The organism is Microbulbifer variabilis, from assembly GCF_023716485.1.
Taxonomy (GTDB): Bacteria; Pseudomonadota; Gammaproteobacteria; order Pseudomonadales; family Cellvibrionaceae; genus Microbulbifer; species Microbulbifer variabilis_B.
The window spans coordinates 2472517-2484701 of record NZ_CP092418.1 but is presented as its reverse complement, the minus strand read 5'-3'; the positions used below and the strand labels follow the sequence as shown (position 1 = coordinate 2484701).

General features: G+C 42.4%; 11 protein-coding genes and 1 pseudogene. 4 read left to right on the top strand and 8 right to left on the bottom strand.

What is annotated here, in order from left to right; genetic code table 11:
• Nucleotides 1-135 precede the first annotated feature (135 nt).
• Both MJO52_RS11010 and MJO52_RS11005 read left to right on the top strand, forming a co-directional pair.
• On the top strand, nucleotides 136-1716 hold the full coding sequence (locus MJO52_RS11010) for an FAD-binding oxidoreductase (protein WP_252081710.1): 1581 nt from the start codon (nucleotides 136-138) through the stop codon (nucleotides 1714-1716).
• A 114-nt stretch (nucleotides 1717-1830) separates the two neighbouring features.
• The gene (locus MJO52_RS11005; RefSeq protein WP_252081709.1) at nucleotides 1831-2256 is read left to right on the top strand and encodes a nuclear transport factor 2 family protein; all 426 of its coding nucleotides are present in this window, start codon (nucleotides 1831-1833) and stop codon (nucleotides 2254-2256) included.
• 100 nt (nucleotides 2257-2356) lie between these two features.
• On the opposite strand, the gene MJO52_RS11000 is transcribed toward MJO52_RS11005, so the two are convergent.
• From MJO52_RS11000 to MJO52_RS10985, 4 genes are all read right to left on the bottom strand, one after another.
• Nucleotides 2357-3346 (bottom strand): zinc-dependent alcohol dehydrogenase family protein, encoded by a 990-nt coding sequence (locus MJO52_RS11000; protein ID WP_252081708.1) that lies wholly within the window; start codon nucleotides 3344-3346, stop codon nucleotides 2357-2359.
• Nucleotides 3347-3484: 138 nt separating this feature from the next.
• The gene (locus tag MJO52_RS10995) at nucleotides 3485-4333 is read right to left on the bottom strand and encodes an enoyl-CoA hydratase/isomerase family protein (RefSeq protein ID WP_252081707.1); all 849 of its coding nucleotides are present in this window, start codon (nucleotides 4331-4333) and stop codon (nucleotides 3485-3487) included.
• A 52-nt stretch (nucleotides 4334-4385) separates the two neighbouring features.
• A complete protein-coding gene (locus tag MJO52_RS10990; RefSeq protein WP_252081706.1) occupies nucleotides 4386-5204 on the bottom strand; it encodes an SDR family NAD(P)-dependent oxidoreductase in 819 nt (272 codons plus the stop codon).
• Nucleotides 5205-5213: 9 nt separating this feature from the next.
• On the bottom strand, nucleotides 5214-6188 hold the full coding sequence (locus MJO52_RS10985) for an LLM class oxidoreductase (protein ID WP_252081705.1): 975 nt from the start codon (nucleotides 6186-6188) through the stop codon (nucleotides 5214-5216).
• A 280-nt stretch (nucleotides 6189-6468) separates the two neighbouring features.
• Here MJO52_RS10985 and MJO52_RS21435 point away from each other — a divergent pair.
• A pseudogene (locus MJO52_RS21435) lies at nucleotides 6469-6639 on the top strand (LysR family transcriptional regulator); the annotation flags it as partial.
• Nucleotides 6640-6702: 63 nt separating this feature from the next.
• Nucleotides 6703-7389 (top strand): substrate binding domain-containing protein, encoded by a 687-nt coding sequence (locus MJO52_RS10980; RefSeq protein WP_252081704.1) that lies wholly within the window; start codon nucleotides 6703-6705, stop codon nucleotides 7387-7389.
• A 199-nt stretch (nucleotides 7390-7588) separates the two neighbouring features.
• Here MJO52_RS10980 and MJO52_RS10975 read toward each other — a convergent pair whose 3' ends face one another.
• From MJO52_RS10975 to MJO52_RS10960, 4 genes are all read right to left on the bottom strand, one after another.
• Complete coding sequence (locus MJO52_RS10975; RefSeq protein WP_252081703.1) at nucleotides 7589-8128, bottom strand: Dps family protein; 540 nt, start codon at nucleotides 8126-8128, stop codon at nucleotides 7589-7591.
• 103 nt (nucleotides 8129-8231) lie between these two features.
• Nucleotides 8232-8843, bottom strand: coding sequence for a hypothetical protein (locus MJO52_RS10970; RefSeq protein WP_252081702.1), 612 nt, complete (start codon nucleotides 8841-8843; stop codon nucleotides 8232-8234).
• Between the two features lie 304 nt (nucleotides 8844-9147).
• Complete coding sequence (locus MJO52_RS10965; RefSeq protein WP_252081701.1) at nucleotides 9148-10131, bottom strand: alpha/beta hydrolase; 984 nt, start codon at nucleotides 10129-10131, stop codon at nucleotides 9148-9150.
• An 811-nt stretch (nucleotides 10132-10942) separates the two neighbouring features.
• The gene (locus MJO52_RS10960; protein WP_252081700.1) at nucleotides 10943-12085 is read right to left on the bottom strand and encodes an Ldh family oxidoreductase; all 1143 of its coding nucleotides are present in this window, start codon (nucleotides 12083-12085) and stop codon (nucleotides 10943-10945) included.
• Nucleotides 12086-12185: the final 100 nt, after the last annotated feature.

Below are 12185 nucleotides of genomic sequence, written 5' to 3'. Positions count from 1 at the left end.
TAAGGTTTGTTTGTCTTTTCGCTGTTTGGTTTAGGCCTATTTGTTTGCTCTTTTGCTTTTAGAGTAATAGTAGATCTCCAGTAAAGCACTAGGATGTCGCGATTTTGAACCAGTATAGGGCTGTGTGGAGTGGTTATGATTAGAGATTTTTTGCTGGAGATAAAAAAAACTTTTAGGGCTGATCAAGTTGTATCTGAGCAGGATGAAATAGTACAGCATATTGAAAATGTTACATCATATAACGTAGATGTTCCTTTAATCTTATATCCTGAGTCTGCTGAGGAAGTTCGACAGATAGTCTTAAATGCAAATAAATTTAAAGTTTGTATACAGCCTTTTAGTACCGGAAAGTCCTGGGGTTTTGGTTCAAAATTATCAACGCAGGGTGATCTAATACTTGTTGATCTTCATCGAATGAATAAGATTATCGAAGTAAATGAAGAGTTTGGCTATGCAGTTATTGAGCCGGGAGTGACACAGTTTCAACTTTTTAATTACCTCAATGAGACTGGCTCAAAGTATTTTTCAGACACAACAGGCTCTGCAAAGGATACAAGTATAGTAGGCAACGCTCTAGACAAAGGGGTGGGGTACAATATGGAGCGATATAAGCAACTTCTTAATCTGGAGGTTGTTCTAGGGGATGGGAGAATATTTAAGACGGGATTTGGGCATTATGCAAATTGTAAAGCAACTAATACCTTTCCGGAAGGAATAGGGCCATCATATCTTCGGATTTTTTTGCAATCAAATTTTGGAGTTGTAACTCGTGCAACAATAGAGTTGAGGAGAAGGCCTGAAAAAAAGTGCATGTTTTTGACGGTTTTAAAGGATGAAAGTTACCTGGGTGATGCAATCAATGCCCTCAAAGGAATTAAACAACTTGGGTTGGTTAATTCTATTACTCATTACTATGAAAATGTCCGGGTTAAAAATGGTCTGGCTCCTGTAATGTATCAAGATCTTAAGGGGCAGGGTGTTGATATAGATCGCGAGAGTTTGATGGGATTTCTGAATCGATACTCATTTGGTGCAGGTGTAATATTTTCAAATATCAGTGGCACCAAATACCAGATAAAAGCAGCAAAAAAAGAGTTGAAGAGATTGAGTCCTTGGGGTATGACTTTTTATGTAACGGATAGGTTGATTAACTTAGGGTTGTATGCTTCCAAGCTTGTCGGCTGGAAAAAAATGAACTCTTTTATTCATTGTAATGCAGGCTTTTATCGTATGGCATTGGGTGAGCCAAGTGATCGACCTATTATGAGCATTTATTGGCCGGCTCAAACGGAACTTCCTGAAGGATGGGAGAATCCGGATCACACTGACATTGGTATGCATTTCATTCTTCCAACAGTGCCCATGAATGTTGAATATGTTCAGCAGGCAAACTCAATTGTTCGCAAAGTAAATACACATTACAGTAAGGCTCAAGCAAGTTATGCATTTGGCCTTGTTGATGACAAGACAACTCATTTCAGTATATCAACGCACTTTATACGTACCGATAAAGTAGCGCGAGAGGAATCTCGATCCTTGGCAAAGGAGCTTAATGAAGAATTCATCAAGGCTGGCTTCCATCCTAACCGTCTATTTGTTGATTTTATGGATCTTGTAGTTGATCCTGACGATATTTTTTGGCAGGTCACAAGGGATATTAAGAAGGTTTTCGATCCAAATGGCGTCATTGCACCTGGCCACTACAATTTAACTTGACACAATTTTGGTAAATGTTAGTGAAAGCTTTTTAGTTCTTATTATGGGTGTTGAAATTTTCATTTTAAGAAATTTTAACTTCCCCTTTAGTTTGAGAGTGTAAGAGTTATTTAAATGTTTACTGAGAAAAGATATCGGCAGTATATTAGTGATTTTAACTCTACTTTCACTGGAGGAGTCAGCTTGGATGATTTCTTTGGTCAGTATTACGAAAAGAATGCAACTTTTGAGTATGTTCCTCAAGCTCGTAAAAATATTGGGCGCGACCAAATTCTGGCCTTCTGGGAGGGCGTTGCTGAAAAAATGCAGGAGGTGATTCTAAGTCATACTCATTTCTTGGCGGATGAAAAAACTGTAGCTTCTGAAGCGCCGATAGATTTCCTCTGTAAAGAGGATCTTGAGTGGAATGGCATAACTTATAATGCCGGCTCAAAATTCAGGCTTATGATGTGTGCTTTTTATGATGTAAGTCCAAGTAACAAGTTTTCGTATGTTAGGGTATATTCGATATATAATCCGGGTTATAAGCCTGATGAGTAAAATTTGTTTGCTCGCAATTGCTCAGCTAGGATCCTAGTTCGATGTTAAATGGTTTGTTTAGGCCCAACAAGTGGGCCGTAGCTTTTGAATTTTTCAAGAGTCAGTCAATAGTAACCACAACTTTGCCCATAGCTTTACCGCTACTCAGCCTTGCGTGAGCTTTGCCAATCTCCTTATAGCCAAAGGATGATTCGTCGAGTACGGGTTTGACATCACCCTTTTCTACAATAGATTTAAGGGCTTTTAAAATGGTCCCATGGGCTTTGCGCCCTTGATTATGAATCATAGGGATCAACATAAAAACGACATGCAAAGAAAGGCCTTTAAGGTGGGCCGTTGTTAAGTCAAGCTCAACCATAGCAACAGTTGATATCACTTGCCCATTGAGTGTGGCTGCTTCGAATGATTTTGCCATGTTAACGCCACCCACAGAATCGAATACGATATCAAAGCCTTTGCCATCTGTATGTTTTTTGACGTATTCCTCGACCGATTCTTTTTTGTAGTTGATTGGTGTTCCACCGAGCTTTTTGATTAGAGCCATTTGAGGCTCACCGGCGCCTGTTGAAAAGACCTCGGTGCCAAAGTGACGGGCTAATTGCAAGGCAATATGCCCAACGCCTCCCGAACCACCATGAACAAGGACTTTCTGACCCGCTTGAATACCAGCACGTTTTAGCCCTTCATACGCGGTAATACCAACCAGTGGTAAAGCAGCTGCTTCTCGCATGGTTGTATTTGTGGGCTTTAATGCGATCAGGTTGGCATCCGCAATCATATATTCGGCCAGGGTGCCCGGCAAATCTGCTAAACCACCGGCACAACCATAGACTTCATCGCCAACCTTATAGTCACTGACACCTTCACCAACCTCTTCAATCGTACCAGCGAAATCCATGCCTAAGATGGCGGGGAGAGGTGGAGAGAAGGGCAGTTCCGTGCCCATTTCTCGGATCATCGTATCGACGGTGTTAACGCTGGTTGCTGCAACCTTTACCAGTACATGCCCAGCCTTAATTGTTGGCTTTACTACATCGGATTCTTCAAATACATCTGGACTGCCAAAGGCATTTACTATCATTGCTTTCATTTTTAATTCTCAAATATCACGGATAATAATGGTAACTAATCAGGATTTTGGACTGATCACCGAGGTGAATTATTAATAGTCAGCCCTTAGAATAGAGAGACTCTATTTTTCTATTGGAAAGAGAAAACTTTCAAAGGGTTAATTGATGTTCTGTACTTGCATAACCAGTTCACTCCAATTGCGTTGATTTTCAATATCGTGCTCTAATCCCTGCTCATCAGCGATCGAAAACCGCTTTAGTGCAGGTGTTTTACTGGTCGCTTGATATAACCAGTAGGCTTCAGCCTTCAATGCTTCATCTATCGGCTTGTCGATGGACTCATATACGGCCTGCTTACAGGCATTGATAGATTCAGCAGGAAATTGAGAGATTCTCTTTGCTAGTGAATCTACATATTCACCGATTTCATCAGGGTCCAGTGCTTTGTTAATTGTGCCTAGCCTCTCCGCCTCATCCGCATCGAAGTCTTGAGCACTTAGAATGATCTCTAATGCTCTCCCTAACCCGGTCTGGCGAGCCATCCGAGATGCGCCACCACCGCAGGGCAGTATTCCCATACCAACTTCCATTTGCATAAACTTAAATTTGCCACGTGCGGCAAAGCGCATATCCATTGCCAGCGCCAACTCGTGGCCGCCGCCTCGAGCAAAGCCTTCCAGTTTGGCAATGGTTGCCTGTGGAACTTTACTAATTCGCTCACAAACCGCTTGTAAATCGAGTAACTTAACTTCATCTCGGGATATTGCCTCATCAGACATATCCTTTAAGAGCTCGGTGTCATAGTGGCAGACCCAAATTTCAGGGTTTGCCGATTGAAAAACTACCACTTTGGTATTGCGATCCCGTTCCAGGCGCATGGCTAAACTGTTAAGGTCCGCCAGCATTTCTTGCCCCTGGACATTCACTGGCCCAAAATCAAATGTGACGGTTAAAATGCCTTCCTTTTGAGCGGTTGAGAATGTAGTAAAGCCTTCATACTTCATCATTATGTCCTTTTAGGGGGGGAAGGTATTGATTGTTTAAGTTACAGGTTATGCTTTAGGGGATTTGAGCCCCTAACTCATTAGCAACGCTTTCAATTTCTAAAATAAGCAATTCATTCTTTGCCTCATCAAGAGCATCGGGGTGTGGCTGAGACCAATTGCCCAGGTCGTTATCAAAGTACTTGCCGGTAGCACTGGAGAATTCATCACTAAGAGCTGCTCGAACCAATACATCAGCCCCAATACCTATATCTCTCCCAAGCGAGCCATAAGCCTCTTTCACCATTTTGCTGCCCAAGAATGATGCGGGGTTAATGGCAATGAATGCTGGGGCTTCATTGCCAAGGGATTTGGATAATTGGAAGGTCCACATCGTAATAGCCAATTTACTCTGGGCATAAGCATCACTATCAGAGAGGAGTTGCTCACCTTTAAGCGCTTCCAGATTCACAGGCGCCTGGGCGGCAGAGGATAGATTGATGACACGGCCACTACTATTGAACAGAGTTAAAAGGTGCTTGGTTAATATATATGGTGCAATAGTATTTACGATAAAACGAATATCGTACCCTGAGTCTGTAACTGGATTGGGTATTTTAAGTACACCAGCATTGTTTATTAGCACGTCAATATTTGAATAGTGACTTTTAACTTTTACTGCCAGTGCCTCAACTTCAGATAGGTTAGTGAGGTCTGCCAGAAAAGTGTCTATTGTGGTTTCAGGGTAATCTTGTGAGATGCTTTTCTTTACCTGTGCCAATTTAGACTTGCTTCTGCCATGCAACAGTAAAGTATGGCCTTTTGACGCTAATAGCTTTGCCGTTTCCAGTCCAATACCATCTGTTGCGCCTGTTAGTAAAATTGTCTTCGTCATTAATTATTCCTATCCTTTCAACTCTGGAAGAATATTTGTAGCAATCTGTTGAAGTGTTTCTTGTACGTCTCGTTTATTAAAGCGTAGATTAAGCGCAATATGATTAATGCCAATTGCCGCTCTTGACTTCAAATACGCAGCTAATTGATTGATGCCGATGCGAAACCCCAAATGTATTGGTTGTGGCGGACAATCAGGGTCGTCAATAACATCAATATACAGTGGCTCCATAACTGGCTTGGCAGGGACCCCTTCTTCGCAGATGTTTTTTCTTAGTTGTTTAATAAAATGCTTCTGCTCTGTATGGGGCCTGGGATATGTAATCCATCCGTCGCCATTGCTCGCTAGCCAATCTGGGGCCTGCTGGGAGGATCCTGTTATTAGTAACGGCAATTGTTGGCCATAAGGCTTTGGCAAAAGGTCCACTTCGCCAGATACAGCCCCAAGGCGATTCTCAAAATGAGGGTAGGGGGCTGTTATTTTTCGAATGTATTCGTAACTCTCACGAAAAATCGCCCCCCTCTCCTTATAAGGAACATTCATCGTTGGATATTCTTCAGGGCGATCGCCGCTGGCAATGCCAAGGATAAGTCGCCCTCCGGAGAGTTGATCAACTGAGGCAGCTGCTTTTGCAACGTGTGCCGGGTGACGTAATGGCAAAATAAGACTCGCTACGCCGAGGCTAATCTTTGAAGTAGCACCTGCAAGTAACCCAAGGTAGACGAAAGGGTCAAACACTTGCCCGGCATCACCAAATGAAGGCACATTGAACGGCACGTCTCTTAGCCAAACGGCGCTAAAACCCAGCTCCTCAGCGAGTTGAACTCTCTCAATATGATCTGCCATAGTTGGCACAGAGGTTGTCGAGTAGTTTTCAATAGGGACGACTAGGCCTATAGAAAGTCGTCCAGGTTTAAATACGCTATTGAAGCCAGTATTGATTTCGGGAAACCAAACTTTTCTATCTCTTTGGCCAGAAGTCACAAAACATCCCCTTCAACATAGTTGACACAGCGGGTTATGGTTGTTGGCATTGCCATGTCCTTTGCACAATTGGGATCAGTTGGCTCATATCCCATAAATGTTCTGAAGAGAGAAAATACCATCTATTGATCTCTTCTAATCGCGAACGAACTTCCTGTTATTGCTTAGCTACAAGACCTTTTGAGGCAACTACTCAACAGCTGGTCAAAGCCTAATTCATTGTTTATTACGAATAAATGAGGTATAAATGGATTCAGAATTCTGATTTTGGATATAATTGGTGGATACGAACGGAATAAGGCTTTTTGTGCTGGCTGCTGACATGCTCAATATCAGTTCCGCGGGGCGTCAGCTTGGGTTGGCTCCATCAGTAGCCAGTGCGCGCCTGTCAAAGCTTGAGGTTCAATTAGGGGCGGATCTATTCCATAGATCCACTCGGAAGGTCACTTTATCGACAGAAGGAGCCGAATTCCTTCCCTATGCTAGAGAGATCCTTGCCCAAGAAGATGCTGCCTTGGCAGCTTTGGGTAAAGGCAGCTCAAATGTGAGCGGAACGCTAAGATTTGCGGCTTCAAGCACATTTGTACAGCGCTTTGTAGCACCGATACTGCCTGAATTTCTTGAGCGATATCCCGGTGTGAATGTGGAGCTTAAGCTATCTGATACACAAGTTAACCTCATCGAGGGAGGCTTTGACTTAGCCCTACGCAACTATGCCGTAGAAGACAGTAGTCTTATTGGACGTAAACTTGCAGAAGACAAGAGAATCCTGTGCGCTTCCCCCAGCTACTTAAAGAAATACGGTGCTCCAAATACGCCTGAAGATCTCATTCGGCACCAGCTTTTGGTGTTTATGAATTCAAAGCCCAGAAAGCTGATATCTGAAAGTGATAAACAAGCTGGATCATTTCCTCCACCGAAAGGCAAGTCTCGAGTAATTTGTGATGATGGCGCCAGCATGCGTATAGCCGCAAAGGCCGGGGTTGGGGTTTGTATGAGTTCGTTATGGAATATTTATTCTGAATTAGAAGAGGGCACACTGGTTCGGGTACTGCCAGATTACAGAATTGATGACCAGGCAGCGATTTGGCTTGTCTACCCTAAATCTAATGTACTCACTTCAAAAGTCAGGGTGTTTATTGATTTCCTTGTTGAAAAGATTGGTATTTCAGCCACCTGGGCAAACCTGAAATCCCAATAAAGTATCCCTCACTTTATCCAGTCGTTCCATAACTGGAGAGATAAATTTTATAGAAAATTGAGGCTGAAACTGTAAATTTTACGCTGTAAATAAGTGGAAGTTTTAGTAGAGATGTAAGAAAGGAATTGTTGTCCGCTAAAATACAACAACTCCCTTCTTCAACTAGAGCACAAAATTATTGGGTCTTTTGGGGCGACGCTCAGTGGTGCGTTAATCCTGAACTCCGGCTAGCCTCAAATAAGAACCAAGATCGCCTTTCAGCCTGATCAATATACTCCTCCAGTATGCTCGCAGTTGCAATGTCACGATGCTCATCGCAAAGCTCATGGACTTTGCGCATATTCGCAATCATTTGCTGATTGTCTTCAGCAAGTTCCGTGAGCATATCTTGTGGGTCTACATAATCCGCATCATTATCTGAAGATCGTTGTAGTTTGGCGATCTGACCAATGGAGCGAAGTGTGGTTCCCCCCAGTTTACGCACACGCTCTGCCAAGACATCGGTCATCTCAAAAATTTGACTGGCCTGATCATCAAACAGTAAATGGTAGTCTCGGAAGTGCGGACCGCTCACATGCCAGTGAAAATTCTTCGTTTTCATGTATAAGCCAAAGGTGTCTGCCAGTAGCGTATTGACGGCAGTAGTAATGCTACTCCTAGCGTTCTCGCCCAAATCAGTTGGAGCCTTAAGTCTGGCTTGATCCTTTGCGCTTACTTGTTCACTGGTTGCTTTTCTCATAGGAAGCCTCATAAGGTTATGGCAAGGGGGAGAGCTAGAAGAGTAGATATTATCTTGGCATTAGATTAGACGCCTGTAGGGCGACTTGCCAGTCAAGCCTGGGTCACTCTGAGACTTTCGCCTTTGTTCCCGCACAATATTTAGCAGGTGTCTGGTCTAAACCAAAAGCCTTCATCAGCTGCCTGCTTGCCCCAATATAGGACCCTACTGTTGCGCCTGACCAATAGCCGGTATCACAAGTCAACGTAACGCAGTCTCCTCCAAAAGTTACAAAAGGCTGATCACGTACTATTTTGCATGTGCAAATGGCCTTGAGTGGATTCATTGGGTCGACAATACAGGGTTGATCCAGGCAATCCGTCCAAGGTTTACCTTCTGGACAGGAAAGCACTGGTTTAGTAGGTGCCTGAGCGAAAGAAAAAGTCGATAAGACTTTTTTTACACCGGTTGAGTGAGTTACAGGAATCCGGGCTTTACATGCTGACATCCCGAAGTTTAAACCCTTGTTAACATCACATTGGCAAATTGCATTTGAATCCGGATTTCTGGGGTCCGGGATACAAGGGGCGGAAGTGCATAAGACATATTCATTACTACAAATATTGCCCTCACTACTTTGAGGAGGCTTAGGCTTACCTTCTTCAGCCGCTGTGTTAAACCCTATTAAGGCAAGAGCAATCAAAATCATTATGAATAAGAATGAATGCTTCTTCATGCACATCTCCTTTATGAGTCAAGGGGCGAGTAGGATGTAAGCAGACATTTACTCAAACTCAAATAATAGCAGTCGTTGATTAATGGTTGTTTCCATATCGCTATCGACCAGACAGTGTGTGGGAACACCCAAAAACATGACCTTTATTTGGTCATTAGGTAGTCGTGGTCGTGGCTTATCCAAGCTTATTATGAAAAAAACTTATAGGATCAACTAAGGTAACTACTCTATCTCGCTTTGCCTCTGGCAGATTCACCCAACGATATTTAAATTTTGAATATATCCGAAAAGTTTATAGACAGTATTACTGAATAGTATTTAGCCATTTAACAATTGCATTATGCTCGATATTACCTATTGTATTCATGCTTGGATGAAACCTGCCATTAATTTTGAATATTTTGATATTATCTTTCTTCAACTGCTTGTAACTTGTATATGGTGAAATTTGGTCTGAATCTGAGAGTATTAGTAGAGTCGGAGTCTGTGAGGATTTTAAGAGGGGTTTTATGTTTGTATCCTTCAAATCTATGTTAGATTTTCTAAGAGCCAAAATCGCCCCGTTGCGTATGTCTCTCTCAGGGATAATCCTGCTAAGTATGGGGTGATCAATTTTTGCATAATTGTATACAGCCTCATCAAATTGCAGCATCGGAGCTAAAAGAATGATTCCACTGATATCTGATCTTGAAGTGGAAATATGTGATGCCGTTAAGGCTCCCATAGAGCTTCCTACAATATATATTTTTCCACCTTTGATAGTCCCTTCTTCAATTAGGTTGTCGATAAGAGCACTAATATATTGACTATCATCTACTCCATATTTCCTCCTGCCACCAGTATCACCGTGACCGAGAAGATCCGGAACAATAACCTGAAATCCAAGAAAGCGGAAATATAGAGCAGAATCCAACATAAACTCTTTTGAAGTACGGAATCCATGCAATAAGACTACGGTACCAAAGTAACTTCGATCTAAAGAATTTCTATTTAAGTTAATCTTAACGATATTTTCTCTTTCGCCACGGTTTAATGTTACAGAGTAGTTAAGGTTATTTTCGTCTAAAGGTGAGCCGTAATAATAGCTTATACATACCTTTTTCTTAGATGGGCAATATTCATTTTTCCTAAAGTCTAACTTCTTAATACGTTCGGGAGTTATTCTGTCAACAAAGGAAAAGTTTTCAGCTTTTTCTATTGAGCTAGCTATTCTTTGAGAGCAGGCTGGGATAACTATGCATATTGAGATAACAGTTAGCACTCTGGCTAAAATTGACTTGGCTTTCATATTGCTTGAGTTCAATTAGTAACTGCAGTTTGTTCATATGGCGCGTAGATAGATTTGCTGCTCCATAAATCACTCATCTGGTGATATCCCGCGACAGCTTACTCTTGATATATCAGCTTAGCTGACCCTAAAAAATATAGCTTAAACATCTATACCTTATTATTACTGTCATTTAATATCCTGCAGGTTCAAGCCCACTAGTGAGCCACAATCGTTTCAATTTGGAATAGTGCATACCTGCCAGTAGAGTAGGGTGGTAGTTTTACCGCACTTCCTTAACCTACTTACTTCGCCTGCTCTCATACCGTTCCCGCATCATCACGGATATGCTTACGGGGACGGTACCTCAAACCTTCAGAAATACCAGTATGGCGAAACCAGTGGACAATAGCCGCCTTAAGCATTTGGTCGCAAACAGTGATCGTACAGCCTTTGTATCTTTACCTAAAATGTGAAACCATTAGTTTGCGCCGCAATCTTTCTTGGAATCACCCATAGCGGGTAACGATCTTTAAACGGCAACCAACTCAGAGATTCACAAGTACATAGCGAATAGGCTGCTCATAATGAATAAGGATAGATCGTGAACAGTTGGCGATGTCTCGGCCATAATCTCAGAAATTCCGCTATTAACATCCCTAATGCTTATCTCAGCCTAGACGAAATTGAAGATCAACTGGTAGACAAATGATGTGTCCGTTGTTGATGGATCGAGTCCAAGCATGTAAATCACTATAAAGAAAGCTGCAGAAGCGGCCAGAGTAGAGCTTAAAACCAATCTAATTTGATGTAATAAATATGAATAGCCTCGTTATTCCCGCTGCGCTTCCCATTCCTTTTTCAAGCTTTCCTCACTCCAACCATGTCGGCCGGCTTGGGTTTCAAAAAATGGAACCCAGTGACTTTCAAGTACTTCAACTTCATCAGACTTTTGATTTAACTTCTTCCAACCAGTACCACCTGGCATACGACAGTTTCTACCGCCCGGTAACGGGGGAGTATTCTGTATAGCTTTCGCAAAACGATCAGACTTAGCCTTTACTTCGGAAATAGGGCCGAATTTAGAGGGATCAATACATATATAGTAACTACCACCTACTGAGGTAGCCTGTGCCTTACCGTTTATGAAGTCTGCTAAAGTGGGAACCTCTGGGGTTATGATACCTCTAGGATTTATGATGCCTGTTAGTAACTCGTTCCATAGATTCAGCATATAAACCCGGGGTTCGTGAAGATTCTGGAAGCAGGTCTGATCATATACACGACCATATCCCTCGACTGGAATTGCATAAGGAGCCAAATCATTACCCAGCTCACCTGTATCCGGGTCAATTACAGCATTATATTTAAGCTTGGTACCTTGCAAAACAGCCTGTGCAGTATCTGCATCATACCACTCACACAGTTTCGTGCTCATCCAGACCGGTGGCTGTTCTCCGCTTGGGCCTATGGCATCAAGCGGCGGTACGGCAATTGTATTTCCCATACCGCCCAGTGGGGAGCACATGGGTACAGAGTTATTCGACGCTTGTGCTACACAATCGGCTTGATGAGCAAGCCACGTGTATGCGCCAAAACTGCCAGCATCATTATGATTATGAGCAAATACTATTGAAATGCCTTGCTCTTTTGCTTTTTTGATCGCAGTCTGGGCAACTTTCGTCATCGTATAGTATCCAGATGAGCGTTTACCATCAATTGATGCCCAAGTAGGACCTTCATCAACGATCTCAGGTTCAGCTTTGATATCCAACATTCCCATTTTATGGGTCAAATCTATGGCTTCATAAACACCGAGTCCCTGATTTAGTTTGCCCTGGAATATTCCGATCATTAATGCATTTGCCACCGCATTGCAGTGCTCATCGCTTGCCCCCTCAGCTTTCCATATCCTTCTAATGCAGTAACTTAAAAAATCTCCACTTGTTTTTCTCGTTTGTGCATCAGCATTCATATTTTCTTCCAGTTATATTAACCTGTTGGTCAAAGTATAGATGGGTATCAAAGGAGAATTACAAACTATAATTTTATGATTTATCCAAAAAATTAATTGT

What these genes read in the sequence shown, in the direction of transcription:
- MJO52_RS10965 (WP_252081701.1), bottom strand. Translation starts at nt 10,131, where the DNA reads ATGAAAGCCAAGTCAATTTTAGCCAGAGTGCTAACTGTTATCTCAATA.
- MJO52_RS10960 (WP_252081700.1), bottom strand. Translation starts at nt 12,085, where the DNA reads ATGAATGCTGATGCACAAACGAGAAAAACAAGTGGAGATTTTTTAAGT.
- MJO52_RS10970 (WP_252081702.1), bottom strand. Translation starts at nt 8,843, where the DNA reads ATGAAGAAGCATTCATTCTTATTCATAATGATTTTGATTGCTCTTGCC.
- MJO52_RS11000 (WP_252081708.1), bottom strand. Translation starts at nt 3,346, where the DNA reads ATGAAAGCAATGATAGTAAATGCCTTTGGCAGTCCAGATGTATTTGAA.
- MJO52_RS11010 (WP_252081710.1), top strand. Translation starts at nt 136, where the DNA reads ATGATTAGAGATTTTTTGCTGGAGATAAAAAAAACTTTTAGGGCTGAT.
- MJO52_RS10995 (WP_252081707.1), bottom strand. Translation starts at nt 4,333, where the DNA reads ATGATGAAGTATGAAGGCTTTACTACATTCTCAACCGCTCAAAAGGAA.
- MJO52_RS11005 (WP_252081709.1), top strand. Translation starts at nt 1,831, where the DNA reads ATGTTTACTGAGAAAAGATATCGGCAGTATATTAGTGATTTTAACTCT.
- MJO52_RS10975 (WP_252081703.1), bottom strand. Translation starts at nt 8,128, where the DNA reads ATGAGAAAAGCAACCAGTGAACAAGTAAGCGCAAAGGATCAAGCCAGA.
- MJO52_RS10990 (WP_252081706.1), bottom strand. Translation starts at nt 5,204, where the DNA reads ATGACGAAGACAATTTTACTAACAGGCGCAACAGATGGTATTGGACTG.